Source organism: Bradyrhizobium sp. NC92 (genome assembly GCF_025200865.1).
Lineage (GTDB): Bacteria > Pseudomonadota > Alphaproteobacteria > Rhizobiales > Xanthobacteraceae > Bradyrhizobium.
Map to the genome: position 1 here is coordinate 2,398,766 of NZ_CP104171.1, position 24,793 is coordinate 2,423,558.

Here is a 24,793-nt window from a genome sequence, read left to right on the forward strand (position 1 = left end):
CCAAAATATCTTCTGCAAGTCAGTTTCGCGCAGCTCATCATTTCACCCGCCTGAGCGCCGTCCGCTCACCCTCGAGCGAGGCTTTGACGTGGGCCCTAGCGCGTGCCAGGCGCGACATCACGGTGCCGATCGGCACGCCCTGGATGTCGGCAACCTCGCGGTAGCTCATGCCTTCCAGCATCACCAGGAGCAGCACCGAACGCTGCTCCTCGACGAGAGTAGCCAGCGCCTTCTCGATGTCGCGTCCCTCGGCCTCGGTCCCGCTGGCATCCGGGTTGTTATCCGTCAGCGGCATGAATTGCGGCCGCCTTGCCAGGGAACGCCGCCGATTCTTGTTGAGGTTGGTCAGGATCGTATAGAGCCAGCTCCTGACATCGCCTCCGAGAAACAGCCGCTCCGAACGCAGCGCGCGGACCAACGTATCCTGGACCAGATCGTCGGCCGCATCCGCATCGCGCGTGAGCGCGCGGGCATAGCGGCGCAACGCCGGGATCATGGCTTCCACACTCTGGCGAAACGCATTCATTGCAGTCTTGACGTCCCTGGCGTTCGGCGCGCGCCTATAGCGATCATAACACCCGAGCGGAACGGCTATTCCGGTCCTCGAAACAGCGTTAACGCCGCGGATTTGGGCTGTACCGCGGGGGAGGGCTGGTGTACCTCCATACCTCAACGAGAGTTCGACGGGACGTGCAAAAATGGCGCAGAATTCGGGTCTGATGCAAGGAAAGCGCGGGGTCATCCTCGGCGTCGCCAACAACCGCTCGATCGCCTGGGGCATCGCCAAGGCATGCCACGCCGCGGGTGCCGAGCTCGCCTTCACCTATCAGGGCGATGCGCTGAAGAAGCGCGTCGAGCCGCTCGCCGCCGAGATCGGCGGCCTCGTGCTCGGCCATTGCGACGTCACGGATGCCGCGACCATCGATGCCGCGTTCGCGGTGCTGAAGGAGAAGTGGGGCAAGATCGACTTCCTGGTGCATGCGATCGCCTATGGCGAGCAGCTCGACGGCCGCTACGTCGACACCACGCAGGAGAATTTTTCGAAATCGATGCTGATCTCCTGCTATTCGTTCACGGCGGTGGCGCAGCGCGCCGAGAAGCTGATGACGGATGGCGGCTCGCTGATCACGCTCTCCTATTACGGCGCCGAGAAGTGGATGCCGCATTACAACGTGATGGGCGTGGCCAAGGCGGCGCTGGAAGCCAGCGTGCGCTATCTCGCCGCCGATCTCGGCGAGAAGAACATCCGCGTCAACGCGATCTCGGCAGGCCCCATCAAGACGCTGGCGGCGTCCGGCATCGGCGACTTCCGCTATATCCTGAAGTGGAACGAGACCAATGCGCCGATGCGGCGCAACGTCTCCACCGAAGACGTCGGCGGCAGCGCGCTGTATTTCCTCTCCGACCTCTCGCGCGGCGTTACCGGCGAGGTGCACCACGTCGATTCCGGCTATCACGTGCTCGGCATGAAGCGGCCGGATGCGCCTGATATCTCGCTTGGCGGGAAGGACTAGCCACTAGCTCAAATGCCCGGGCCTACGATCTACTATCTTCGCCACGGCGAGACCGAGTGGAATGCGCTCGGCAGGCTTCAGGGCACCAGGGACGTTCCGCTGAACGCGCGCGGCCGCAGCCAGGCCGTGCACGCCGGCGCCGTTCTGGCCGAACTGTTCAAGCGCGACGGACGCGACAAGGCCGCGCTGCCCTACGTGTCGAGCCCGCTCGGCCGTGCGCGCCAGACCATGGAGCTCGCGCGCGGCAAGCTCGAATTGCCGCCTGCCGATTACGCGCTCGACGATCGTCTGCGCGAGATCGGCTACGGCACCTGGGAGGGGCTGACGCTGGCTGAGAGCGAGGCGAAGGATCCGGACATTTACGCAAGGCGCCTCGCCGACAAATGGACCGTGGGACCTGCGGGCGGGGAGACCTACGCCGACGTGCAGGTCCGCGTGCGCGCCTGGTACGACCAGCTCCGGACCGACACCGTCGCGGTGGCCCATGGCGGGACCTGCCGGGCTCTGATGGTGTCCCTGGGGCTCGAGACACCCACCAGCGCCGCCGAGCTCTATATCGAGCAGGGCGCCGTCTACGTGTTCCGCGACGGGCGGCTGGAGAAGTTTAGTTAAGCCGCTCCCCCGTCATTCCGGGGGCGGCGCAACGCGCCGAGCCCGGAATCCCGAGATTCCGGGTCTGGTCCTTCGGACCATCCCGGAATGACGGAGTAACTGGTTTGACCCTCGGCCCACCGGGCGCTACCACAAGTGAGAACTGACTTACGAGCCAGAGACGAATGTCCTTCAACACCTTCGGCCACTTGTTCCGCGTCACCACCTTCGGCGAGAGCCATGGGGTGGCGATCGGCTGCGTGGTCGACGGCTGCCCGCCGATGATCCCGCTCACCGAGGCCGACATCCAGCGGGATCTCGACCGCCGCCGTCCCGGCCAGTCGCGCTTCACCACCCAGCGCCAGGAGCCGGACCAGGTAAAGATCCTCTCCGGCGTGATGGCGCATCCGGAGACCGGCGTGCAGGTGACGACGGGCACGCCGATCGGCCTTCTGATCGAGAACACCGACCAGCGCTCGAAGGACTATTCCGAGATCAAGGACAAGTTTCGTCCCGGTCACGCCGACTTCACCTATGAGGCGAAGTACGGCCTGCGCGATTATCGCGGCGGCGGGCGCTCCTCGGCGCGCGAGACCGCGATGCGGGTTGCCGCCGGCGCCATCGCGCGGAAAGTGCTGCCCGACGTGAGGGTGCGGGGCGCCTTGGTGCAGATCGGTCCGCACAAGATCGATCGCGACAAGTGGGATTGGGACGAGATCGCCAGAAATCCGTTCTTCTGTCCCGACAAGGACAAGGCCGCGTTCTTCGAGACCTATCTCGACGGCATCCGCAAGAGCGGCTCCTCGATCGGCGCGGTGATCGAGGTCGTCGCCGAAGGCGTGCCGGCAGGTCTTGGTGCTCCGATCTACGCCAAGCTCGATTCCGATCTGGCGGGTGCGATGATGACCATCAACGCGGTGAAGGGCGTCGAGATTGGCGCCGGTTTTGGCGCGGCAGAACTGACCGGTGAGGAGAACGCCGACGAGATGCGCTCCGGCAATGACGGCACGCGCTTCCTGTCCAACCACGCCGGCGGCGTGCTGGGCGGCATCTCCACCGGACAGCCCGTGGTGGTGCGTTTCGCGGTGAAGCCGACCTCGTCGATCCTGCAGCCGCGTCTCACCGTCGATAGGCAAGGCACCGAGACCGAGATCTTCACCAGGGGCCGCCATGACCCCTGCGTCGGCATCCGTGCCGTCCCCGTCGGCGAGGCCATGATGGCCTGCGTGCTGGCCGATCACTTCCTGCGCGATCGCGGGCAAGTAGGACGTTGACGCCCTTCCACCTCTTTCCCGCTTGGGAGAGGTGAAGACACCTCGGTGACAATGTCGCGGTACTAGCCCACCGTGCAGCTTGACGACCCCGCAACTTCGTCCGCAAATGCAGCCATGAACAGCTCCGAGCTTCAGCGCGTCTGCAACTGGCTGATCGACGGCGTCTGGTCGGCTCAGGAGCCGGCCGAGATGATCGCCGATTTCTGCGAACGTCTGGTCGCCGCCGGCTTGCCGCTGTCGCGTTTCGGCATCTTCATCCGCACGCTGCATCCCGAAGTCTTCGGCCGCAACTTCATCTGGCGGCACGGCCAGGATGTCGAAATCGGCAGCGTCGATTTCGAGGTCCTGGACACACCGCAATTCGCCCGCAGCCCGCTTCGCGTCGTGTTCGAGCAGGGCATCGAGGTCAGGGGCCGCGCAAGCGATCCCGACAGCAGGCGATTTCCGTTCCTCGAAGAGATGCATGCCGAAGGCGCGACCGACTATATCGCGGTGCCGTTGCGCTTTCTCGACGGCTCCGTCCACGCAACGAGCTGGATCACGCAGCATCCCGACGGCTTCAGCGACGAAGACATCGCGGCCATCCGAGCCGTCATAGCCCCGCTCGCGCGCGTCAGCGAGATCATCAGCCTGCGCCGCACCGCCGAGATGCTGCTCGACACCTATGTCGGCAATCGCGCCGGCGCGCGCATCCTCGGCGGCCAGATCCGACGCGGTCACAACGACACCATGCAGGCGGCGATCTGGCTGTCGGACCTGCGCGGCTTCACCGCGCTGTCGGACCGGCTGCCGGCCGAGACGGTGGTCGAGATCCTCAACCAATATTTCGACTGCCAGGTCGCCGCGATCCGCGGCCATGGCGGCGAGGTGTTGAAATTCATGGGCGACGGCCTGCTCGCCGTGTTTCCGATCGACGAATATGTCGGCGATGCCGCCCATGTCTGCGCGCGCGTATTGGAGGCCGCGCGCGAATCCCGCGCAAGCGTCGAGGCGCTCGCCGTTCCGGTCGGCGACGTCGTCGAGCGCTTCCGCTTCGGCGTCGCGCTGCATGTCGGCAACATCCTTTACGGCAATATCGGCGGCGGCAACCGCCTCGACTTCACCTGCATCGGCCCGGCGGTCAATCTCGCCGCAAGGCTGGAGAAGATCACGGGACGCCTGGGGCGGACCGTCGTGGCCTCGGAAGGTTTTGCCAATGTCTGCCGCCATGATTGGCACCAGCTCGGCGAGTTTCCGATCGCGGGATTTTCCAAGGCGCAGCGCGTGTACGGGCTGGCGGAGGAGACGCCGGTGGTGATGGCCTAGCGGCGCCGACGACGGCCTCAGCCGCCACGAACATGAGACTGTTTCAGGCCGAAGGTCAGCACCCTCAAGGTGATCCACAGCCGCAGCATGGCGAAGCTGAAGATGAAGACGAAATAGATCAGGTTCTTGGTGAACTGCGTTGCCGACGAGGTTTGCCAGAAGTTCCAGATCGCGGTCCGCACCGCTTCCTGTCCATAGGCGAGGGCGACGTTGATGAGGCCGAGGATGATGACGGCGGCGCCGAGCCACAGCCCACGCCGTGCGAATTCGCCGATCGCGGCAAACAGGGCGACCTTGCCGTCATCGCGCTCGGCACGGATGATCATGAGCAGGACGATGGCCGCGATCCATGCGCTCCAGAATCGCCCGGCATGGGTGAACTGGTCGAACGCCATGCCGTCCAGGCCCGCCAAGAGATGGTACGAAGCCTCAATGCCGGCCGCTTTGGCACTCAGCGCCGCCGCGATCATCAAGAGCATGATCCGCCACAGGATCGAGAAGGAGAGCTTGAACTGCTCGCCCAGTGTCAGCGTACCCAGCGAGGATTGACCGCCCGCTGCGTCGATCGATTGTTGCGCCGTCGCAAAGAAGGCCAGCAGCACCGAAATGTCGGCAATGATGATTGCGGGCAGCGCCACGGCGCCGCCGCCGAACGCGATCACGCGCATCGCAGCCGCCAGGATCAACCAGGGCAGGGCATGCGGGAGCTTGAAAGGACCGAACGAGGTCTCCTGGCGGGCCGGCTTGAGTTCGAGCTGTTTGCGCAGTGCGACTGTCATCGCATTGTGGTGACACAGGAGATTAAACCCGCGGTAGCACGGATCGCTAAAATTGACCCGAAGAGGCAGGCGGCGCCTACTCCTCCGGCTCGGTCGTGAACAGCAGCGGATAGCCCTTGGCGCGGCCGGCGTCGGTGGCGCGCGTTGCCTTGGTTTCGGCGACGTCCTTGGTGAATACGGCCACCACGCAGGCGCCAAGCTTGTGCGCGGTGATCATCACCTTGTAGGCCTGATCCTCGGTCATGCGGAATTCGGCCTTCAGCACCATGGTGACGAATTCACGCGGCGTGTAGTCGTCGTTGATCAGGATGACCTTGTGCAGCTTCGGCCGCTCGACCTTGGTCTTCGTCCTGGTTTTCGGCTTGGTGACGGTGTCGTTCATTCCGCCTCCTGGACACGGCGGGCTCGGGTTCCGGCCGGAAGCGATTAGCTCGCGGCCTTCGCACCATATTGCAGGACCTGCACCTTCTCCAAGGTGATCAGACCGCTCGACATCATGCCGTCCAGGATGGGCAGGAATGCGTTGATGTTGTCCTCGCTGTCGACGATCTCGATCAGCAGCGGCAGGTCTTCCGACAGCCGCAGGATCTTCGAGGTGTGCAGCCGGCTGGACTTGCCGAAGCCCATCGGACCGCGCAGCACGGTGGCGCCGGCCAGATGTCGCTCGCGCGCAGTCATCACGATCGCCTCATAGAGCGGCTTGCCGTCATAATGGTCGCTCTCCCCGATGAAGATCCGGAGCGAAACTGCCTGATCGGGGATTTGCATGGTCAGCTCCTTGCCAGGCGATTGTAGCGGCTCGCCATCATATGCCCTGCCCACACCGACACCAGCCAGCAGATCACGGACGCTGCGACATAGGCGAGCGCGGTGTACTTCATGCCGCCGTGGAGCAGGCGGAAGGTCTCCAGGCTGAAGGCCGAGAAGGTGGTGTAGCCGCCGCAAAACCCGGTCATGACGAATTGTCGGTGCTCGGGCCGCGCCAGCACGCGGCCGTCCGGGCCGGTCAGCGTCGCGTAGAAGCCGATGATCAGGGAGCCTGTCGCGTTGATGAACAACGTCGCGACAGGAAAGCCCGATCCGGTGTCGAGCACAAGCCCGACCAGGTAGCGCGTCAGCCCGCCGACGATGCTGCCGGCGGCAACCCAGGCGTAGAGCACAAAGCTGCGCCAGCGTTCGGCAAAAGGTGAGCTCATCAGCCTCTAGCCTCCCAGACGATCCGCAAGCAGGAAGCCGCAGCTGACGGCGGCGAGGCACAGCCCGACCGAGCAGGCGACATTGCCGAGCGCCGAGAGCGGCTCGCCGCCACGCGCGAGCGTCAGCGTTTGCAGGCTGAACGAGGACACCGTGGTGTAGCAGCCGAGAAACCCGGTCACCGCGAACAGCCATGGTGTGGGTGAGGCGAAGACCGAGCCCGGATGCGTCGCCAGCGCGCCGAAAATGCCGATGAGGAAGGCGCCGGTGACGTTGATGGTCATGGTGCCCCACGGAAACGTTTCGCCCAGTCGCCGCGCGATCGCACCGGAGACGAAATAGCGCGCGCAGCCGCCCAGCGCGCTGCCGATCACGATCGCAATTGCCCCGCTCAGCAAGACGAACAGTCCCCCGTCATCACTTGCTCCCTGCCGCAAGACCCTTGCCGACGGCGAGCAGCCCCAGCAGCGAAACCAGCGCGAAGCCGAGCCCGGCGAGAAACGTTCCCGCCGGTCCATAGGCGTCCCACAGCGCACCCGCGATCACGCTCGCGGCCAGCAAGGCAAGCCCGGTGAACAGGTTGAAATAGCCGAAGGCGGTGCCGCGCAAGGCGGGCGGCGCGGCGTCGGCGACGAGGGCGGAGAGCAGCCCTTGCGTCAGTCCCATGTGCAACCCCCACAGCACGACGCCGAGCGCGAGGCCAGCCAGGTTCGGCAGCAGCGCCAGCGCGAGGTCGGCGCCGGCGAGGAAGACGAGGCCGAGTGCGAGCAGGCCGGTGCGGTTGATCCGGTCCGACAGCACGCCGGCCGGGTAGGCGGAGAGCGCGTAGGCGATATTCATCAGCACCAGCACGGCCGGCACCCACATCGCATTGAGCCCGATGTTCTGCGCGCGCAGGATCAGGAAGGCCTCGCTGAAGCGCGCGAGCGTGAATACGACGCCGACGGCGACGACGCGCCAATAGACCGCGCCGAGCTGGCGCATCGCGGCGAGATTGAGCGGATTTTCTGCAGGTTTGCGGCTCGGATCGGGCTCCGGCTCCTTCACCGCGAACGCGATCAACCCAAAGGACAGAAACGCCGGCAGCACCGCCACCCAGAACACGAGCGCAAAATTGTCAGCGGTCCACCACATCAGGCCGATCGCCACGAGCGGTCCGACGAAAGCGCCGATCGTGTCGAGCGATTGCCGCAGGCCAAAGCTCGCGCCGCGCAGGCCGACGGGGGCGATGTCGGCGATCAGCGCATCGCGCGGCGCGCCGCGGATGCCCTTGCCGACGCGATCGATGAAGCGCGCGGCGACCAGCCATCCGACGCTGGGCGCGAGCGGGAACAGCGGTTTTGTCAGCGCGGCCAGTCCGTAGCCCAGGGCAGCGAGCAGCTTGCGGCGGCCGAGCCAGTCCGACAACGCACCGGAGAAGATCTTGGTGATCGAGGCGGTCGCCTCGGCAATGCCCTCGATGAAGCCGACGGTGAGCGTGGAGGCGCCGAGCACGGTGACGAGATAGACCGGCAGCAGCGCGTGGATCATCTCCGAGGAGATGTCCATCAGCATCGAGACGAAGCCGAGCACCCAAATCCCTCTGGGCAGCGTCGCGCGCACGGCCTTCGGTGTCGTCATCGTCACGTCTTCATCGTCCTCCGGCCCGCCGGCCTTCGTCACCAGGCAACAAAAAACCCGCCATCGGCGGGTATGTCCATGCTCCCGCCAAAGGCCGAGGCTCAAGATTGCCTCTCCTCAAGCAGGAGTCATCAGTCCACGAGGTCATCGACCGCCGGGCGGTTGTCGGGGGACTCCATCCCCATCTGTGCGACCAACCCTAGCATGGAAATCGTGCCGGACAAGTGGGCGGGGTCGCGCCTCCACTGGCTCTTCGAGCCGCCCCGGAATGACTGTGCGAGTGATCGCACCTGTTCCCCGCTTGTCAGCCCTATGGCCGCAACACGCAGCAGCGATGCACTTGAATGTGAAGCACAAGCGATCTTCGCGCTTTGCGACAAGCCGATTGCATGTCACCATCGCGTCATACGACGGGAGACTGCGATGCGTTTGCTGTTCTCGATCGGGGCTGTGCTGGTGGCCGGCATGTTTGCCGGAGGGGACGTCGCGGGCATCGCGGCACCAGGACCCAAATTCGAATCGTCCAGAAGTCAACCGCAGCGGCTTGCGGCCGACAAGGACGCGCAGACCGTCGATGTCGAGCTGGTCCTCGCGGTCGACGTGTCCTACTCCATGGACATGGACGAGCTCGCAATCCAGCGCGAGGGCTACGCACAGGCGATCCAGTCGAAGGAGTTCCTGCAGGCGCTGAAGCTCGGCCCGAACGGCCGCATCGCGGTGACCTATTTCGAGTGGGCCGCCTCCAGCGACCAGAAGATCATCATTCCCTGGCGGCTGGTCGATGGTCCGGAGACGGCGGATGCGGTTGCCGCCGAGATCATGAAGACGCCGATCCGGCGCGCTTCGCGCACCTCGATCTCCGGCGCGATCAACTTCGCGATGCCATTGTTCGACGAGGATCCCTATCGCGGCCTGCGCCGTGTCATCGACATTTCCGGCGACGGTCCGAACAACAATGGCGGCCCGGTCACGGTGGCGCGCGATGCCGCCCTGGAGAAGGGCATCGTCATCAACGGCCTGCCGATCATGGTCAAGGAGCCGTCCTATTCGACCATGGATATCGACAATCTCGATTTCTACTACGAGGACTGCGTCATCGGAGGGCCGGGCTCCTTCGTCATCACGATCAAGGACCGCGACAAGTTCAAGGAAGCGATCCGCACCAAGCTGCTGATGGAAGTTGCCGGCCGCACGCCGGAGCGCCCGGTGATGCGCGTCGCCGACAAGGAGCCGCGCGTCAATTGCCTGATCGGCGAGAAGATCTGGTCCGATCGCTGGGGACGGTGAGGGTGACGGGGTATCCCGGCGGGACCGTGCCCGGCTGAGACCTTTTGCCCGCCCGGCCGATGCTCGCGCTTAACGGCTCGTTAACGGGTGCGTGGCCCTAATCGCACGGTTTCTGTTCGTTCCCGCCGGCATCCTGACATGCCCCAGCGAGCGAAAACGGGTTTGTCAGGCCCGTCCGAGCAATCCAATGGCCACCGTCACATCGAGCACCAGCCAGATTTCCCCCGCCAACGAGCGGCTGTATCGCCAGAGCGCTCTGATCGGCGACTGGAAGGGCAATTGGGTGGGCAACAACCAGCCAGTCGGCTTCAAGGTCGTCAACATCCGCGGTGCCCGGGCGCAGGTCGAGTATACCCACAACGGTCACACCGAGCGCGGCTTTGCCGAGGTTCAGGGCACGCTCATCACCTTTGGCGGAGTCACGGTCGGGACCAAGGACGGCAAGAACATGGTGATGCTGTTCTCCTTCGGCGGCGCCGGCAAGCAGACCGCCAATCTCGAGAAGCAGGCTCCCCCGGCCTCCGACAGCCGCCTCATGGGAAGCTGGGGTGGCTATTCCAGCGAGAACGGCAAGAGCGCGAGCTTCAAGGTGCTGGCCGTCAATGGCAAGGAAGCCCAGGTCAGCGTCACCACCGACGGCGTCACCCGCCAGGGCACCGGCTACGTCTACAAGAACGTCATCATGTTCGGCCAGGCGCAGATCGCGAGCGATGACGGGCAGAACGGCAAGATCACCTACCAGGTCGGCACCAAATCCTTCGTGGTGCCGGTGACGAAATATCCGCCGGCGGATTCGTCGTCGTCCGTCGACAGGACGGCATAGCGTTCACGGCGCGCTGCCGCCGGGTCGCGTCAGCATCTTCAATTGCTGGTCCACCTGCCGCAGCATTGCGCAGGCCTGCGCGAAACCGCCATCAGCGACGAGTTGCCAGATCCGGTCGGACTGCTCCACGAGGTGCGGGATCGTCAGCGGCAAGCCGGCTGCCTCCTGCAGCGCCCCCTTCTCGTTGATCAGATAGCGCTCGTTCAGTGCGAACAGCACCTGCGCGACGCAGGCGAGTGATCTGTAGAGACACCCGGCGATATGGGTCCGCTCGTTGCGTGCGGCGGCGAGCTCGGCATTTTCGATGCTGAACAGGACCTCCCATTGGAAGCGCCGGATCAGGGTGCTGCGCAGAGGCTCCGGATAGGGAAGTGCGATCGACTTGAGCCGGGCGATCACGCCATTCGGATCGTGCAGCGGCTGACAATATGCGATCTCGCCCATCCAGATCGCCGAGCAGAAGCCATGCGGATGGCCGGGTTGGTAGGTCATGAGGACCGTACCGTACCGGCAGGCCGACATGACGCGCTCGACATCATCGACGTTACGGTACAGCAGATCGACCTTTCGTCCCTCGATCGAAAGCCACGCTCCGCCGACGATCCACGATCCCCATTCGTTAATTCTCGTCACGATCGCGGCGTCGGGATCGTCGGCGATGTTCTTCACCACTGTCAGCAGTCGATCCGTGTCGAACCGAGCGGCGTTGGAGCGGTACAGCCCGATGTCATAGTCGGAGGAGGAATGCGCAGTGCCGCGCGCGCGCGAGCCGCCGAGCACCACGGCCTGGATGCCAGGTACCGCGGCAAGAACGGGTGTGAGGCGGGTGAGCAACGGATCGTGCGGCATCAGACGCGGTTCCCCGAAAGACTTGCGGCCGCGAGGGCCGGCGCGGTCACTCCGCTGGCATTGATGATGGTCGGGGAGTATAGTTTGCGGCGTTTTAGACGGTAGCCAGAATGTTCGACCTTGCACGTTCATGCGCTCTTGCAGCTCTCGCATTGCTCTGCCTCGGCGGAGGGACGGTTCATGCGCAAGTCGCGCCGCTGCGATATTGGATTCCCGGCGGGCCTTTCGGCCTTGGCGGTGCTGCCGGCTTGAGCTCAGACACCTATGGCAACTTTGCGAGCTTCAACGCCGGAGAGGCCGATTGGCGTGCGAGCTCTGCGAACGGCTTCTTCATCGGCCGCGAACGCGCCGATTTCGGATTGAGCGGCTTCAACCAGGCGGGCTCGTTCGGCAATTCCGGCGCGCTCTCCTATGACAGCACGCGGTTCGGCTACAACATGAAGACGGCTGGCGGCATGCCTGTCACCTTCTTTGCCGGATTCGACACGCTGAAATACGGCAACGGTATCGGCAGCTCGCTGGCGCCGCTCACCTCCAGCGCCGCGCCCGGCTATGGCGGGTTTGCGGGTGTCGAATTCAAGCCGACCTCAAATCTCAGCCTGTCGTTCGGCGTCGGCTACACCCAGCAGGATTCGGGCCGCATGGACAGCGAAATCAGATCGAACATGCTGCCGGGCGAATCGCCGGCGCTGAGCGGCCTTCGGCGCTAGAGCGTGATGAAATGAGGCTTGATCGCGCAACGACGGAGGTGCGCTCCCTCTCCCGCTTGCGGGAGAGGGTTGGGGAGAGGGTGCTTCCGCAATGGGACAATCCCCTAGAGGAGAAAGCCCTCACCCGCGCCTTCGGCGCGACCTCTCCCGCAAGCGGGAGAGGTTGCACCGAGCCCGTGGCAATCGAATCAACCTAAAGCCATTCGGCGTTAGCGACTAAATTTCGCCACGAGCTCGACATGCGGCGTGTGGCGGAACTGGTCGACGGGTGCCACGGCCTCCAGCCGGTAGCCGCCGTCGATCAGCAGCCGTGCGTCGCGGGCAAAGGTTGCGGCGTTGCAGGACACGGCGACCACGACCGGCACCTTGCTTGCGGCAAGCTTCAGCGCCTGCGCCTGCGCGCCCTGGCGCGGCGGGTCGAACACCACGGCGTCGAAGTCGCGCAGCTCCTGCGGCACCAGGGGGCGGCGGAACAGGTCGCGCGGCTCGCATTTGATCGGCTTCAGGCCCGGCGTCCGCGCGGCTTTCGCCAGCGCCGCGACGGCACCCGCGTCGCTGTCATAGGCGGTGACGCGCGCCTTCTCCGCGAGCCTTAGCGCGAACGGGCCGACGCCGCAGAAGAGGTCGAGAACCTCCCTGGCCTTGCCGATGCGCTCGGCGACGAGTGCCGCAAGCGTCTCCTCGCCCGCCACGGTCGCCTGCAGGAACGAGCCCGGCGGCAGCGTCACCTCGGCGCGGCCCATCCGCACCGTCGGCGGCAGCCGTTGCAGCACCAGCTCACCATGCCGGGTCAGCCGCGCCAGGCGGTGCTGTTCGGCGACGCGCGACAGCGCCGTAACGAGCGCCGTCGGCAGCGGGCCGGAGCCGCGCACGTCGACATCGAGGCCGCCTGCGGTCGCGGTGACCTGGATGTCCAATGGCTTGGTCACCGGCATCTTGGACGTCAGCGGCTCCGCCAGCGCCCAGGCGGCATCGAGCGCGCCGTCGAGCGCGGGATCGAGGATCGGACAACGATGGATCGGGATGACGTCGTGCGAGCTCGCAGCCGAAAAGCCGACCTTGAGGATGTCGTGCGTGCCGAACCGGCCGTGCAGCGTGATGCGCCGGCGCCCGGCGCCGTGGGCGTCGACCAGCGGCGCCACATCGCAATCGATGCCGGCCTGCGCCAGCGTCTCCACCACGATGCTGCGCTTCCAGGCGCGATACGGCTCCGCCGCCCAATGCTGGATGGCGCAGCCGCCACACACGCCGAAATGCGGACAGAACGGCTCGACGCGTTCCGGGCTTGCGAGCTTCACCGCCAGCAGCTTGCGGCGGTCGGGATGATGGCCCACGACGTGATCGACCTCGACGGTCTCGCCGCCGAGCGTGTAGGGCACATAGATTGCTTCGCCCGCGTCGCGGCAGACGCCGTCGCCGCGATGGCCGACATGATCGATCTTGATGCGCTCAACCACGGCGCGCGCCCAGGAAGAATTCGATATTGCCGTCGCCGCCGGTGATCGGCGAGGGGAATATTTCGATCTCGGTGCAGCCGAGCGACGCCGCGAAGGCCGCGATGTCGTCGCAGATCTCCCGGTGCACGGCGGCATCGCGGATGATGCCCTTCTTGTTGTGCTTCCTGTCAGCCTCGAATTGCGGCTTGATCAACGCCAGCAGGCTCATCGGCGCGGCCGCCAGCGACAGCGCCACCGGCAGCACTGATTTCAGCGAGATGAAGCTGACGTCGATGACGACGACATCGGGGCGCGCCGGCAGGCGTTTGCCGTCATAGCTGCGGATGTCGGTCTCCTCCATCGATACGATCTTGGGGTGATCGCGTAGCGAGGGATGCAGCTGGCTGGTGCCGACATCGACCGCGAACACCAGGCTCGCGCCGTTCGCCAGCAGCACCTCGGTGAAGCCGCCGGTGGATGCGCCGACGTCGAGGCAGACATGGTCCTCGATGTCGATCGGGTACCGTTCCAGCGCACCGGCGAGCTTGACGCCGCCGCGGGAGACGTAGGAGTGCGCGGGCTCGGCCTGGATCACCGCATCCTCGGCGATCGTCTCCGACGGTTTCAAGACCTGCTTGTCGTCGGCCGTGACGAGGCCGGCCTCGATGGCCGCGCGGGCCCGCGCCCGGCTCTCGAACAGGCCGCGCTCGACCAGCAATACATCCGCGCGCTTGCGGGCAGGGGACATCGGTTCACTCGAGAAGGCTTATTTGGTGAGCATGATCTTATCGGAAAACCGCTGCACACTTTTCCGGATCATGCTCTATGTAGCGATCAATCGCGCGGCCGCCATCCGGACGCAAGTCTCGAACGCGACAAGATCGTGCCAGACGTCGATCGGCATCGCGGCCGGTGTCACCAGCGGGCAGCCGTGCAGCTCCAGCGCATGGATCATCATGAGATTGTCGACGAGCCCGAAATCCTCGACCGTCAGCCCCTGGGCATCGACCAGCCGCCCGTCCTCGGAGGTGACCTCCATGAAGCGCGAGACGCGGTCGGCATAGGCGGCGCCGTCGTTGGAATAGGCCAGACAAAACTTGCCGCGTCCGGCCATGTAGCCAAGCTCGTAGACGGTGCCGGGATCGGCGCCGGCACCGCGGAACGGCGTCAGGTTGGCGATGATGGCATCGGCCGCGTCCATCATCGCCTCGTTGCCGCAAAAGATCTGCCGCGAGGCGTCGGGCGCAGAGAGGTCGACGGCGTTGTCGAGGGGATAGAGGCCGGTCATCCCGTGCGTCGTGCAGATATCGACCTTGCGCCGGCCGATCTCGATGGCATCCGGCAGGAACACGTCGGGACCTGCCAGATAGATTTTCATGGGACTACCGACCAAGAAGGCATCGAGTTGCCGCGGCGTCGGCGGTGCAAAACCTCTCCCGGAGGGAGAGGTCGCGCCGAAGGCGCGGGTGAGGGGTTACGCTCTCACGTGGGACCTGAACCCCTCACCCGGATCGCTTGCGCGATCCGACCTCTCCCTATGGGAGAGGTGGGTCCGGTGCCCGTACGACGTATCAAGCCAGCTTGACCGTCTCGGCCTTCACGTCCTTGCCGAGCGCCTCGAACACCTTGGCGACGATGCCCTTGGCGTCGAGGCCGGCGCGGGCGTACATCGCGGCCGGGGTGTCGTGATCCTGGAACACGTCGGGCAGCACCATCGAGCGGAACTTGACCATGCCGCTGTCGAGCACGCCCTGGTCGGTCAGGTACTGCGCGACATGCGAGCCGAAGCCGCCGACCGAGCCTTCTTCGATCGTGATCAGGATCTCATGGTCGCGCGCGAGCTTGAGCACCAGCTCGGTGTCGAGCGGCTTCATGAAGCGCGCATCGGCGATCGTCGTGGACAGGCCGTGGGCGGCGAGCTCGTCGGCCGCCTTCTCGCATTCGGCGAGGCGCGTGCCGAAGGAGAGCAGCGCGATCTTGCTGCCCTGGCGGATCATGCGGCCCTTGCCGATCTCGAGCGGAATGCCGACCTCGGGCATCTCGATGCCGCGGCCTTCGCCGCGCGGATAGCGCAGCGAGCTCGGGCGGTCGTTGATCGCAACCTGGGTCGCCACCATGTGCACCAGCTCGGCTTCATCGCTAGCTGCCATGATCACCATGTTGGGCAGGCAGCCGAGATAGGCGTTGTCGAACGAGCCGGCATGGGTCGCGCCGTCGGCGCCGACGAGGCCGGCGCGGTCGATGGCGAAGCGGACGGGCAGGTTCTGGATCGCGACGTCGTGCACGATCTGGTCGTAGCCGCGCTGCAGGAAGGTCGAGTAGATCGCGCAGAACGGCTTGTAGCCTTCGGTCGCAAGACCCGCGGCAAAGGTCACCGCGTGCTGCTCGGCGATGCCGACGTCGAAGGTGCGGTCGGGGAAGGCCTTGTTGAAGATGTCGACGCCGGTGCCCGACGGCATCGCCGCGGTGATGGCGACGATCTTGTCGTCCTTCTGCGCTTCCTTGACGAGGCTCTGGCCGAACACGTTCTGATAGGCCGGCGCATTCGGCTTGGCCTTGGCCTGCGTGCCGGTCGCGACGTCGAACTTGACGACGGCGTGATACTTGTCGGCGGAAGCTTCCGCCGGGCCGTAGCCCTTGCCCTTCTGCGTCACGACGTGGACCAGGATCGGGCCGGTCTCCATGTCGCGGACGTTCTTCAGCACGGGCAGGAGATGGTCGAGGTTGTGGCCGTCGATCGGGCCGACATAGTAGAAGCCGAGCTCCTCGAACAGCGTGCCGCCGTCCATCATGAAGCCGCGGGAATATTCCTCGACGCGATTGGCGCGGTTGGCGAGGATCTTGGGCAGGCGCTTGTTGATCTGCTTGGCCGCATCGCGCAGCGTGCGATAGGTCTTGCCGGAGTAGAGGCGCGACAGATAGGCGCTCATGGCGCCGACCGGCGGCGCGATCGACATGTCGTTGTCGTTGAGAATGACGATCAGGCGCGAGTTCATCGCACCCGCATTGTTCATGGCTTCATAGGCCATGCCGGCCGACATCGCGCCGTCACCGATCACGGCGATAACGTTGTTCTTGCCGCCGGAGAGGTCGCGCGCCACGGCCATGCCGAGGCCGGCGGAGATCGAGGTCGAGGAATGCGCCGCGCCGAACGGATCGTAATCGCTCTCGCTGCGCTTGGTGAAGCCGGACAGGCCGCCGCCGGTGCGCAGCGTGCGGATGCGGTCGCGCCGGCCGGTGAGGATCTTGTGCGGATAGGCCTGGTGGCCGACGTCCCAGATCAGCCGGTCGCGCGGCGTATCGAAGACGTAATGGATCGCGGTGGTGAGCTCGACCACGCCGAGGCCCGCGCCGAAGTGACCGCCGGTCACCGAGACGGCATCGATGGTCTCCTGCCGCAGCTCGTCGGCAACCTGGCGTACCTGCTCGACCTTGAGCTTGCGCAGGTCTTCCGGTGTCCGGATGGTGTCGAGAAGCGGCGTCTTACTGTATGCGTTCACGGCGATTTCCAATTTGTCAGCACCGGAAGGTCATTCCGGTGCGCGATGGGTTTGCACAATATCGGCGCAGCGCGAGTCCTATAACCGTCGGAGCCACCTGCACGGGGCAAGGCCCCGCCTTCAAGCTTAGGTAAGCTTAAGTGCGCTCCGGTTCAGTCTCTGTGATCCCTGTCACTTAGATCGGCTTCGTCCGTCCCAAGCCAATTTCAACAGCAGTTTGAAGCACTTGTCGTCGGTAATCAGTGCCCACGCAAGGCTCGCAAAAAGCCACACTCCGCGCAGCTTTACACCAAAGCTTGGGCCAAAGCCAACCCGCTGGGCCGATTAGGGGTATGCAAGTGCAACTCGCGGGCCAGAGTGGTTAACCTTGGCCGGGGGTAAGGGGTTCCGGCCTTGCTCCTGGCTGGCTTTTTTGCCCGGAATCGGAGCTTTTCTCGCCTTCAAGGCCCGATTCTGGGGCGGGGACGTTATCGATTTACTCCCGGAACCGCTGCCGGCCGGGAACTGCGCCGTGCGATCCCAAAAGGATGCAGCGGCCACGCTCCCCGCGAAGACATTTTGCGCGGACCTGCCGTCGCGTCTCGCGCTGGAGACTGAGCGGGAAAGCACTCTTTATTGGACGTCGAGCGGCGCAGTGCCGGTGGCCTGGCCGCTGGCATCGGTGGTGATCTTGTCGACGCGCGCCTCGGCCTGGCGCAGCAACTCCTCGCAGCGGCGCTTCAGCGCCTCGCCGCGCTCGTAGATCGTCACGGATTCCTCGAGCGGCACCTTGCCGTCCTCGAGCCGCTTCACGATCGTTTCGAGTTCCTCGATCGCGCGCTCGAAGGTGAGCCTGGAGACGTCGACTTGCGTATTTTCGGCCATATCCGTTTCCGATTGCCCGCTTCGCTTCACCTTGGAGAAAGCAGAGTTTTGCGGGCGTAATGTGGCGGGTGCGTCAAGCGCCCATCAGGGCGCCGACATGCGCCGTAACAGATTCTTTCAGTCCCTGCAGGTCATAGCCGCCCTCGAGCACCGAAACAATGCGGCTACCAGCGGTCTTGTCGGCGAGATCCATCAGCTTGCGCGTCACCCAGGCATAGTCCTCCGCGCGCAGGTTCAGCGAAGCCAGCGGATCGCGATAATGCGCATCGAAGCCGGCCGAGATGATCAGCAGCTCGGGGCTGAATTTCTCGAGCTGCGGCAGGATCAGATTCTCGAACGCGGAGCGGAATTCCGGGCCGCCATCCTCGGAGGCGAGCGGCGCATTGACGATGGTGTCGTGATCGCCGCGCTCGCCCTTGGCGCCGGTGCCCGGAAACAGCGGCATCTGGTGCGTCGAGCAATACATCACGGTCGGGTCCGACCAGAAGATGTCCTGCGTGCCGTTGCCGTGATGCACGTCGAAATCGACGATGGCCGCGCGCTTGATGCCGTATTTGCGCTGGGCGTGGCGCGCGGCGATCGCGACGTTGTCGAAGAAGCAGAAGCCCATCGGCTTGCCGATCTCGGCGTGATGTCCGGGCGGGCGCACCGCGACGAAGGCGTTGCGATGCTCGCCCGCCATCACCGCTTCGGTCGCCGCCACCGCGCCGCCGACGCCGCGCATCACCGCCTCCCACGTGCCGGGGGACATCGAGGTGTCGCCGTCGATATAGACCTGCCCGCTGGTCGGGGCGATGTGGCGCAGCTCGGTGACGTAGTGCTCGTTGTGGCAGAGCGTGACGAGATCGAGATCGCCCTCCGGCGCCTCATCGCGCGCCAGGAACTGGAAGCGCTCATGCGACAAAGCTTCTTCCACCGCGCGCAGGCGATCCGGCCGCTCAGGGTGTCCCGGCGGCGTGACATGGTCGAGGCAGGCCTTGTGGGAAAGGAGAAGCGTGCTCATCAGGTCGGCCTCATGGGATGCGGGCTTTTGCCGTCGTTGGCGCATCCGGCGCCAAAACGCAATGCAAAACCCAATCTAGGCGCTTGGCCGGGAATGGCAAAGGCCTGCCCGCTTGATCCGGATCAATCCACCCGCAGGATGCGGGTGGGCGGCAGCGGACCGACCGGCCCGTGCGCCCTAAAGAACGCGAACAGCGCGTCCGCATCGTAGCCGCCATATTGCGGCGCCGTGCCCTGCTTGGCGACGGTAAACCCATCTCCGCCGACGGCGAGGTAATCGTTCAGCGTGACGCGGTAGCCGCTTCCAGCCTCGATCGGCCTGCCGTTGAGCGTCATCCTCTCGAGGCTGATGCGCTCGCCGAACGGCTTTGAAGCATCCCAAGTATAGCTGAAGCCGTTCGACACCTGGAGAATCCGCGGCCGCTTCGGGTCCAGCCATTGCTGCTCGAGCATGTCCTTGAGCTGGCTGCCCGTCAGCGTCATGGTGACGAGGCGGTTGCGGAACGGCTGGCTGGCGAAGACGTCGCCGAACGTGATGGCGCCGTTCTCCTTCGGAACGATGTCGGTGCGGATGCCGCCGGGATTGGTGAGCGCAATGACAGCGCTGCCATCCTTCGTATCGCGGGTTGCGAGCAATTGCGCGTCGGCGATGATATCGCCGAGCGCGCTTTCGCCGGCCTCGTTCGGCACGCGCGACAATGTCTGCGTCACCGAGCCGGCCGGCCGGTTGGCGATCGGCGCGGAGAGCTTGTCGTAGGCGTCGATCAATGCGGTCTGCTCGGGATCCCTGGCCAGCGAAGCATTGGCGACGATGACGTTCTCGGCCTTGGCGCCGACGATGTCGCGCGTTGCGGGATCGAGTTTGAGGTCGATCGCGGTGACGAGCGTGCCGTATTTGTCGCCGCTGGTGACGAGCCGCCCGTCGATATCGCAGACATAGGCGCGATGGGTGTGGCCGCTGACGACGACGTCGACGGCACGGTCGAACTTCCTGACGATGTCGACGATCGGTCCCGTGATCGCAGGGCATTCATTGTAGTCGCCGGCGGGATCGCCGCCCTGGTGGATCAGCACCACGATCGCTTCGACGCCGCGCGCCTTCAGCTGCGGCACCAGCGCATTCACCGTCTCGGCCTCGTCGCGGAATTCGAGCCCGGCGATGCCCGCTGGCGAGACGATGCCGGCGGTCTCCTTCAAGGTCAGGCCGATGAAGGCGACGGGAACGCCGTCGAATTCCCGGATCTCGTAGGGCGGCAGCACGCTCTTGCCGGTCGCAGTCTCGACGGTGGAGGCCGCGAGATAATGGAATTTGGCGCCCGCGAAGGGATGCGGTCCCTGGCAGCCGTCGACGGGATGGCAGCCGCCGTTCTGCATGCGCAGAAGCTCGGTCTTGCCCTCGTCGAATTCGTGATTGCCGACCGAGCTGATCGCAAGGCCCATCATCGAGAGCGCTTCGATCGACGGCTCGTCGTGAAACATCGCCGACAGAAACGGGCTCGCGCCGATCAGGTCGCCCGCGGCGACGAAGACGGTGTTCTTGTGCCCTTCGCGCAGCTGCTTCACCAGCGTCGCCATGTACTCGGCGCCGCCGGCCGCCACCGTCACCTTCCTGGACTTGTCCTCGGGGTCATTGATGCGGATGCCGCCCGGCGGCGGCCGCAGATTGCCGTGGAAATCGTTGATCGCGAGAACGCGCAGCTCGACGGGGGCTGTGCTCTGGGCCGAAGCGGGCAGGGTGGCGAGGGCGAGTGCGGCAAGGATGGATGGAACTACGTATCGCATGGAACCAGACTAGTCGTAGCGCGCGAAGATTTCACGAAAGTTCTCGCGACGCGCAGCACCTCACCGCTTCTTCCTGTTCGCGAACGCATTGAACGCAGCGATCGCCTCCTCCGACCTGAGCCGGTCGCCGAACAGATGGCCTTCCTGGTCGATGCGGCGGGTCAGCTCTTCGGGCGGCGCGCGCAGCAGCTTGCGCGAGATCGCAACCGCCTCGGCCGGCAGCCGGCAGATCTCGCGCGCCACCTTGCGCGCCTCGACCTCGGTATGTCCCGGCGAGACCACGGTGTTGACGAAGCCTGCGGCATGGGCCTCCGCGGCGGTGAAGCTCCGCCCCATCACCAGCATCGCGAAGGCGCGCTGGTAGCCCATCGTGTTCGGCATCAACAGGCTGGCCGCGCCGACCGGCACCAGCCCGAGATGGATGTAGGGCGCGGAGAAGGTCGCAGCGTTCGAGGCCAGTACATAATCGCAGTGGAACAGCATCACGGTGCCCATCCCGATCGAGGCGCCGTCGACGGCGGCGATGATCGGCTTGGCATTGAGGGCGAGCGAGTAGAGGAATTTGACGCCGTTCGACAGCATCTCGGGGCGCGAGGCGTCGGCGTGGAGAAAATCGTCGATGTCGTCCCCGGCGGTGAAGACGCCCGAGCCGCCGGTGATGATCATGCAGCGGATGTCCGGATTGTTCTGGGCGGTGTCGATGGCGTGGCTCATCTCCCGGTACATGTCCTGGGTGATCGCGTTCTTCTTGCCCGGGCGGCGCAGGGTGATCACGCGCGTTCCGCGCTCTTCGGTGACGACGATATTGCCATTCGCCATGAGAGCCCCCTTGCGCTCGCCGCTTCGCGAGTCTCGCCAGGCAATAGCCTACATCATCCCGCAGGCGTGCCAATGCGCCGGCTCAATCTTTCGGCGTATTCCCACATGGCACCGTAGCGCATCGCAACAATTGCGACAAAACGCTTAGAAAAAGCCGGTGGTCGCCCGCCACGAGAGACACCCGCCCCGGATTACGCTGCCGCTCCATCCGCGCTACAGGTCTTCTTACCCCAGCAACGCCGCATCCGCCGCCGCGACCGATTCCGCGCTCTCGGTCACGGTGCGCTCGAGCGCGCCCGCCTGCACCGTGATGTTCTCGGCGAAGAAGCGCGCCAGCGCGACGTAGCGTGGCGCATCGCCGAGGCCTTCGGCCTTGGCGGCGAGCGCCTCGGAGGCGAGCAGGCAGCCGCCGAGCGTCGCGCCGAATTGCTGCAGATACGGCGTCGCGCCCGCAAGCGCGTCGTTCGGCGCGGAGGCAACGCGCTCCAACAGCCATTTGCTGGTGCGCGCCAGCGCGTCGAGCGCCTCGCGCAGCTTGGCGGCCGTGGTGCCGAAGGCGGGATCGTTGGAGGCCTCCACCTTCTTGACGGTTGCCGAGAGCTCGTCGAGCAGCGCCCACACCGAAGCGCCGCCATTGGCAGCTAACTTGCGCGTGACGAGATCGATCGCCTGGATGCCGTTGGTGCCCTCGTAGATCGCGGTGATGCGGGCATCGCGGTAATGCTGGGCCGCGCCGGTCTCCTCGATGAAGCCCATGCCGCCATGCACCTGCACGCCGAGATAGGCGACCTCGTTGCCGATATCGGTGGAATAGGCCTTGGCCATCGGCGTCAGCAGCGCCGCGCGCGCGGCTGCTTCAGTGCGCACCTTCGGATCCTTGGCGCGGATCGAGACGTCGATCGCGACGGCGGTCGCATAGCAGATGGTGCGCGCGGCCGCGGTCTGCGCCCGCATCCGCATCAGCATGCGCTTGACGTCGGGATGCACGAAGATCGCATCCGAGCCGTCGCCTGTCTTGCCGACCGCGCGGCCTTGGCGGCGCTCCTGCGCGTACGATAGGGCCTGCTGGTAGGCGCGGTCGGCGACGCCGACGCCCTCCAGGCCGACGCCGAGGCGGGCCTGGTTCATCATCGTGAACATGCAGCGCATGCCCTGGTTCTCTTCGCCGATCAGAAAGCCGATCGCGCCGCCATGGTCGCCCATGGTCATGGTGCAGGTCGGCGAGGCATGCATGCCGAGCTTGTGCTCCACGCCGCTGGCATAGATGTCGTTGCGCTGCCCCAGCGAGCCGTCGGCGTTGACCATGAACTTGGGAACAAGAAAGAGAGAAATCCCCTTGGTGCCGGCGGGCGCATCGGGCAGACGCGCCAGCACGAAATGCACGATGTTGTCGGTCATGTCGTGCTCGCCATAGGTGATGAAGATCTTCGTCCCCTTGATGCGATAGGTGCCGTCCGCCTGCTTTTCGGCGCGGGTGCGCAGCGCGCCGACGTCGGAGCCGGCCTGCGGCTCGGTCAGCTGCATCGTGCCGGTCCATTCGCCGGAGACGAGCTTTTCGAGATAGATTGTCTTCAGCTCGTCGCTGCCATGGGCCTCCAGCGCCTCGATCGCCGACGCCGTCAGCAGCGGGCAGAGGCCGAAGGCGACGTTGGCAGCGCTCCAGATCTCGGAGCAGGCGGCGTTGATCGCGAGCGGCAGGCCCTGGCCGCCGAAATCTTCGGGGCCGGACACCGCGTTCCAGCCGCCCTCGGTCCAGCGCTTGTAGGCGTCAGGCCAGCCCGGCGCGGTCGTGACCTTGCCGCCTTCGAGCTTGATGCCGTGCTCGTCGCCGACCTTGTTGAGCGGCGCCAGCACGTCGGCTGCGAACTTGCCGGCTTCCTCCAGCACGGCCGCGGCAATGTCGGCGTCGAAATCGCCGTAATGGCCGGCCTCCAAGGCGGCCTTGAGGCCCGCGCCATGGTTGAGCGACAGCAGCATGTCAGAAATCGGCGCGCGGTAGGTCATGGCTCACTCCCCGAGAACAATTGTTGGCGCCGTATTCCCATGAAACGGGGGCGGTCTCAACTGCCGGGACGCAGGATCGTCTGGCCGGAACGGGGAGGCCATTCGGGCCCAGAATAGAGTGTTGGCCGCCAGCCGCCTGGCCCTTTTTGCCCCTCCAGGCGGTTGAAATGCCCCGCCGCTCCCTATAGACCGGCAGCGACCGACGGGAATCTGCGGGTGCCGGTTCGACCCGTTCCGTTCGTCGTCTGTTGGGGCGTAGCCAAGCGGTAAGGCAGCGGATTTTGATTCCGCCATTCGGAGGTTCGATCCCTCCCGCCCCAGCCAGAATCCCCGTTCAGCAAGTTCGCAAGGCGGTCGACTGGTTCGGGCAAAGCGGCCAAGGATGCGCGCAAGCGCGATCAGTTCAGCCTTCCAAGCAGTCTCCGGATGATCTTCCGCAGGTTTTCGGCGTACTCATCGACGACCTGACGCCTCTCGGTCGATGGCGGCAGCTGACGTTCGTCGTCCCCGTCCGGCGGCGGGCTATCCGTCTTGGATCTGCCCCGGATGATGGAGGCGATCGGCTTTGTCACTTTCACGGAACGTCCGACCTCTGGTGCACGACGCGCGTCGTTCAGGCTAAGGGTCAATTGCATCTGCGGCCTTCACACAAGTTAAGCCGCCGGGGCGGCGACGATCTGCGCTGGCACGTCGTCGGCGCGTTGCGTCGACGCAGAATCCTGCAAAGGAACCAATCGCGGCGCGCTAGGTGCACGAGGCGGTCGGATCGCACTTCGGGCAGCGCCCGTCTGCGGCTGCGCCGAGCTGACGGCCAAGCTCGGCCCTGAGGGCCTCCTTGTCCCATTCCGCGCCGTCGCATCTGACGATTCGCTTGGCACGTTCGAAGGCGTGGCTCTCGGCGGCGTCATCGCCGATGCGGACGATCACGTCGCAATGGAAGGGGCAGGCCGTCGTCGCGCGGGTCGTCTCCAGGGCATAGCGCACGACCTCGGTGAGATCGTCGGTGTCAATGTCGGCAAGCATGTCCGTTCTCCTGATCGGGCGTCGTCCGTTGCCGAGAAAGCGGCGCCGGCAATGCCTCGGATTCCGAACGTCGCTCGCTCCGGCAAGGGGCCTCGAAAAAGCGTTCCCGACGCCGACACAAGGCTATAGTCCGTGTCACAAACCTGTCTTGATCCAGCTCAAGGCCGCGGATGCTCTCGATTGGCAACTTGCCCACAAGCGCTGCGCGAGATCTTGGCCGCTTCCCGCGTGAATCCGTTCAGGACATTTGCCTAAGTATTGGCCCGCAATTTCAAGGCCGCCGCGCCGCGCGCATATTTACGGCATGGAGCGCAACGTCATCTTCAAGTGCCCCCGCACGGGCATGAACGTGCAGCACTGGCTTCCCGGCACAACCTCCGACGCCGCGGACACGCACGTCCCCGTCCGCTGTCCAGC

The 24,793-nt window shown here is 65.3% G+C and carries 26 protein-coding genes, 1 tRNA gene and 1 riboswitch; of the genes, 8 read left to right on the forward strand and 19 right to left on the reverse strand.

All coding sequences use genetic code 11. The annotated features are described in order from the left end of the window. Positions 1–37: 37 nt before the first annotated feature. Positions 38–526: an RNA polymerase sigma factor gene (locus N2602_RS11240; RefSeq protein WP_025034639.1), complete on the reverse strand. Its 489-nt coding sequence runs from the start codon at positions 524–526 to the stop codon at positions 38–40. Between the two features lie 172 nt (positions 527–698). On the opposite strand from N2602_RS11240, the gene fabI reads away from it, so the two are divergent. From fabI to N2602_RS11260, 4 genes are all read left to right on the forward strand, one after another. Beyond that, entirely contained in the window at positions 699–1,514 is an 816-nt protein-coding gene (gene fabI / locus N2602_RS11245) for an enoyl-ACP reductase FabI (RefSeq protein ID WP_080135587.1), read from the forward strand. A gap of 12 nt (positions 1,515–1,526) precedes the next feature. Next, positions 1,527–2,126, forward strand: coding sequence for a histidine phosphatase family protein (locus N2602_RS11250; RefSeq protein WP_260382672.1), 600 nt, complete (start codon positions 1,527–1,529; stop codon positions 2,124–2,126). 164 nt (positions 2,127–2,290) lie between these two features. Beyond that, positions 2,291–3,379, forward strand: a complete 1,089-nt coding sequence (gene aroC / locus N2602_RS11255) for a chorismate synthase (RefSeq protein WP_260382673.1) — start codon at positions 2,291–2,293, stop codon at positions 3,377–3,379. A gap of 114 nt (positions 3,380–3,493) precedes the next feature. Beyond that, the gene (locus N2602_RS11260) at positions 3,494–4,684 is read left to right on the forward strand and encodes an adenylate/guanylate cyclase domain-containing protein (protein WP_260382674.1); all 1,191 of its coding nucleotides are present in this window, start codon (positions 3,494–3,496) and stop codon (positions 4,682–4,684) included. A gap of 17 nt (positions 4,685–4,701) precedes the next feature. Here N2602_RS11260 and N2602_RS11265 read toward each other — a convergent pair whose 3' ends face one another. The 6 genes from N2602_RS11265 to N2602_RS11290 all read right to left on the reverse strand — a co-directional run bounded on the left by N2602_RS11265 (position 4,702) and on the right by N2602_RS11290 (position 8,277). After that, entirely contained in the window at positions 4,702–5,463 is a 762-nt protein-coding gene (locus tag N2602_RS11265; protein ID WP_260382675.1) for a hypothetical protein, read from the reverse strand. Positions 5,464–5,539: 76 nt separating this feature from the next. Next, the gene (gene clpS, locus N2602_RS11270; RefSeq protein WP_025034645.1) at positions 5,540–5,845 is read right to left on the reverse strand and encodes an ATP-dependent Clp protease adapter ClpS; all 306 of its coding nucleotides are present in this window, start codon (positions 5,843–5,845) and stop codon (positions 5,540–5,542) included. A gap of 44 nt (positions 5,846–5,889) precedes the next feature. After that, the gene (locus N2602_RS11275) at positions 5,890–6,231 is read right to left on the reverse strand and encodes a DUF190 domain-containing protein (protein ID WP_172787358.1); all 342 of its coding nucleotides are present in this window, start codon (positions 6,229–6,231) and stop codon (positions 5,890–5,892) included. A 2-nt stretch (positions 6,232–6,233) separates the two neighbouring features. Beyond that, positions 6,234–6,659 (reverse strand): fluoride efflux transporter CrcB, encoded by a 426-nt coding sequence (crcB, locus tag N2602_RS11280; protein WP_260382676.1) that lies wholly within the window; start codon positions 6,657–6,659, stop codon positions 6,234–6,236. A 6-nt stretch (positions 6,660–6,665) separates the two neighbouring features. Next, positions 6,666–7,055, reverse strand: coding sequence for a fluoride efflux transporter CrcB (gene crcB, locus N2602_RS11285; protein WP_042336065.1), 390 nt, complete (start codon positions 7,053–7,055; stop codon positions 6,666–6,668). A 19-nt stretch (positions 7,056–7,074) separates the two neighbouring features. Further along, on the reverse strand, positions 7,075–8,277 hold the full coding sequence (locus N2602_RS11290; RefSeq protein WP_260382677.1) for an MFS transporter: 1,203 nt from the start codon (positions 8,275–8,277) through the stop codon (positions 7,075–7,077). A gap of 115 nt (positions 8,278–8,392) precedes the next feature. Beyond that, positions 8,393–8,469: riboswitch (Fluoride riboswitch) on the reverse strand. Between the two features lie 231 nt (positions 8,470–8,700). Here N2602_RS11290 and N2602_RS11295 point away from each other — a divergent pair. Both N2602_RS11295 and N2602_RS11300 read left to right on the forward strand, forming a co-directional pair. Then, entirely contained in the window at positions 8,701–9,564 is an 864-nt protein-coding gene (locus tag N2602_RS11295) for a DUF1194 domain-containing protein (RefSeq protein WP_172787360.1), read from the forward strand. A 187-nt stretch (positions 9,565–9,751) separates the two neighbouring features. After that, positions 9,752–10,387, forward strand: a complete 636-nt coding sequence (locus N2602_RS11300) for a hypothetical protein (protein WP_172787361.1) — start codon at positions 9,752–9,754, stop codon at positions 10,385–10,387. Positions 10,388–10,390: 3 nt separating this feature from the next. Here the strand turns inward: N2602_RS11300 and N2602_RS11305 are convergent, their stop codons facing one another. Continuing rightward, entirely contained in the window at positions 10,391–11,236 is an 846-nt protein-coding gene (locus N2602_RS11305; protein ID WP_172787380.1) for a nucleotidyltransferase domain-containing protein, read from the reverse strand. A gap of 110 nt (positions 11,237–11,346) precedes the next feature. Here N2602_RS11305 and N2602_RS11310 point away from each other — a divergent pair, with 110 nt between their 5' ends. Next, the gene (locus tag N2602_RS11310; protein ID WP_260382678.1) at positions 11,347–11,946 is read left to right on the forward strand and encodes a hypothetical protein; all 600 of its coding nucleotides are present in this window, start codon (positions 11,347–11,349) and stop codon (positions 11,944–11,946) included. Positions 11,947–12,155: 209 nt separating this feature from the next. Here the strand turns inward: N2602_RS11310 and N2602_RS11315 are convergent, their stop codons facing one another. The 9 genes from N2602_RS11315 to N2602_RS11355 all read right to left on the reverse strand — a co-directional run bounded on the left by N2602_RS11315 (position 12,156) and on the right by N2602_RS11355 (position 23,353). Then, entirely contained in the window at positions 12,156–13,403 is a 1,248-nt protein-coding gene (locus N2602_RS11315; RefSeq protein WP_260382679.1) for a class I SAM-dependent RNA methyltransferase, read from the reverse strand. Next, entirely contained in the window at positions 13,396–14,130 is a 735-nt protein-coding gene (locus N2602_RS11320; RefSeq protein WP_260382680.1) for a TlyA family RNA methyltransferase, read from the reverse strand. Before N2602_RS11320 ends, N2602_RS11315 begins: the two co-directional genes overlap by 8 nt. 75 nt (positions 14,131–14,205) lie before the next feature. Continuing rightward, entirely contained in the window at positions 14,206–14,760 is a 555-nt protein-coding gene (locus N2602_RS11325) for a nucleoside 2-deoxyribosyltransferase (protein ID WP_260382681.1), read from the reverse strand. Between the two features lie 193 nt (positions 14,761–14,953). After that, the gene (gene dxs / locus N2602_RS11330) at positions 14,954–16,882 is read right to left on the reverse strand and encodes a 1-deoxy-D-xylulose-5-phosphate synthase (protein WP_172787366.1); all 1,929 of its coding nucleotides are present in this window, start codon (positions 16,880–16,882) and stop codon (positions 14,954–14,956) included. Positions 16,883–17,494: 612 nt separating this feature from the next. Further along, entirely contained in the window at positions 17,495–17,746 is a 252-nt protein-coding gene (locus N2602_RS11335) for an exodeoxyribonuclease VII small subunit (RefSeq protein WP_008132970.1), read from the reverse strand. Between the two features lie 73 nt (positions 17,747–17,819). Beyond that, a complete protein-coding gene (locus N2602_RS11340) occupies positions 17,820–18,749 on the reverse strand; it encodes a histone deacetylase family protein (protein ID WP_172787367.1) in 930 nt (309 codons plus the stop codon). Between the two features lie 122 nt (positions 18,750–18,871). Next, positions 18,872–20,530 (reverse strand): bifunctional UDP-sugar hydrolase/5'-nucleotidase, encoded by a 1,659-nt coding sequence (locus N2602_RS11345; protein ID WP_260382682.1) that lies wholly within the window; start codon positions 20,528–20,530, stop codon positions 18,872–18,874. A gap of 60 nt (positions 20,531–20,590) precedes the next feature. Further along, the gene (locus N2602_RS11350) at positions 20,591–21,349 is read right to left on the reverse strand and encodes an enoyl-CoA hydratase-related protein (RefSeq protein ID WP_172787369.1); all 759 of its coding nucleotides are present in this window, start codon (positions 21,347–21,349) and stop codon (positions 20,591–20,593) included. Positions 21,350–21,574: 225 nt separating this feature from the next. Beyond that, the gene (locus tag N2602_RS11355) at positions 21,575–23,353 is read right to left on the reverse strand and encodes an acyl-CoA dehydrogenase (RefSeq protein WP_172787370.1); all 1,779 of its coding nucleotides are present in this window, start codon (positions 23,351–23,353) and stop codon (positions 21,575–21,577) included. 249 nt (positions 23,354–23,602) lie between these two features. Here N2602_RS11355 and N2602_RS11360 point away from each other — a divergent pair. Further along, a tRNA-Gln gene (locus tag N2602_RS11360) sits at positions 23,603–23,677 on the forward strand. A 74-nt stretch (positions 23,678–23,751) separates the two neighbouring features. Here the strand turns inward: N2602_RS11360 and N2602_RS11365 are convergent. Further along, positions 23,752–23,988: a hypothetical protein gene (locus N2602_RS11365; RefSeq protein WP_172783831.1), complete on the reverse strand. Its 237-nt coding sequence runs from the start codon at positions 23,986–23,988 to the stop codon at positions 23,752–23,754. Between the two features lie 109 nt (positions 23,989–24,097). Next, complete coding sequence (locus tag N2602_RS11370; RefSeq protein WP_172783838.1) at positions 24,098–24,376, reverse strand: hypothetical protein; 279 nt, start codon at positions 24,374–24,376, stop codon at positions 24,098–24,100. Positions 24,377–24,793 lie beyond the last annotated feature (417 nt).

Bases quoted from the DNA above. Each gene is read 5' to 3' on its own strand.
- N2602_RS11240 (WP_025034639.1), bottom strand. From the start codon at position 526: ATGAATGCGTTTCGCCAGAGTGTGGAAGCCATGATCCCGGCGTTGCGC.
- fabI (WP_080135587.1), top strand. From the start codon at position 699: ATGGCGCAGAATTCGGGTCTGATGCAAGGAAAGCGCGGGGTCATCCTC.
- N2602_RS11250 (WP_260382672.1), top strand. From the start codon at position 1,527: ATGCCCGGGCCTACGATCTACTATCTTCGCCACGGCGAGACCGAGTGG.
- aroC (WP_260382673.1), top strand. From the start codon at position 2,291: ATGTCCTTCAACACCTTCGGCCACTTGTTCCGCGTCACCACCTTCGGC.
- N2602_RS11260 (WP_260382674.1), top strand. From the start codon at position 3,494: ATGAACAGCTCCGAGCTTCAGCGCGTCTGCAACTGGCTGATCGACGGC.
- N2602_RS11265 (WP_260382675.1), bottom strand. From the start codon at position 5,463: ATGACAGTCGCACTGCGCAAACAGCTCGAACTCAAGCCGGCCCGCCAG.
- clpS (WP_025034645.1), bottom strand. From the start codon at position 5,845: ATGAACGACACCGTCACCAAGCCGAAAACCAGGACGAAGACCAAGGTC.
- N2602_RS11275 (WP_172787358.1), bottom strand. From the start codon at position 6,231: ATGCAAATCCCCGATCAGGCAGTTTCGCTCCGGATCTTCATCGGGGAG.
- crcB (WP_260382676.1), bottom strand. From the start codon at position 6,659: ATGAGCTCACCTTTTGCCGAACGCTGGCGCAGCTTTGTGCTCTACGCC.
- N2602_RS11290 (WP_260382677.1), bottom strand. From the start codon at position 8,277: ATGACGACACCGAAGGCCGTGCGCGCGACGCTGCCCAGAGGGATTTGG.
- N2602_RS11295 (WP_172787360.1), top strand. From the start codon at position 8,701: ATGCGTTTGCTGTTCTCGATCGGGGCTGTGCTGGTGGCCGGCATGTTT.
- N2602_RS11300 (WP_172787361.1), top strand. From the start codon at position 9,752: ATGGCCACCGTCACATCGAGCACCAGCCAGATTTCCCCCGCCAACGAG.
- N2602_RS11305 (WP_172787380.1), bottom strand. From the start codon at position 11,236: ATGCCGCACGATCCGTTGCTCACCCGCCTCACACCCGTTCTTGCCGCG.
- N2602_RS11310 (WP_260382678.1), top strand. From the start codon at position 11,347: ATGTTCGACCTTGCACGTTCATGCGCTCTTGCAGCTCTCGCATTGCTC.
- N2602_RS11320 (WP_260382680.1), bottom strand. From the start codon at position 14,130: ATGTCCCCTGCCCGCAAGCGCGCGGATGTATTGCTGGTCGAGCGCGGC.
- N2602_RS11325 (WP_260382681.1), bottom strand. From the start codon at position 14,760: ATGAAAATCTATCTGGCAGGTCCCGACGTGTTCCTGCCGGATGCCATC.
- N2602_RS11335 (WP_008132970.1), bottom strand. From the start codon at position 17,746: ATGGCCGAAAATACGCAAGTCGACGTCTCCAGGCTCACCTTCGAGCGC.
- N2602_RS11340 (WP_172787367.1), bottom strand. From the start codon at position 18,749: ATGAGCACGCTTCTCCTTTCCCACAAGGCCTGCCTCGACCATGTCACG.
- N2602_RS11345 (WP_260382682.1), bottom strand. From the start codon at position 20,530: ATGCGATACGTAGTTCCATCCATCCTTGCCGCACTCGCCCTCGCCACC.
- N2602_RS11350 (WP_172787369.1), bottom strand. From the start codon at position 21,349: ATGGCGAATGGCAATATCGTCGTCACCGAAGAGCGCGGAACGCGCGTG.
- N2602_RS11355 (WP_172787370.1), bottom strand. From the start codon at position 23,353: ATGACCTACCGCGCGCCGATTTCTGACATGCTGCTGTCGCTCAACCAT.
- N2602_RS11365 (WP_172783831.1), bottom strand. From the start codon at position 23,988: ATGCAATTGACCCTTAGCCTGAACGACGCGCGTCGTGCACCAGAGGTC.
- N2602_RS11370 (WP_172783838.1), bottom strand. From the start codon at position 24,376: ATGCTTGCCGACATTGACACCGACGATCTCACCGAGGTCGTGCGCTAT.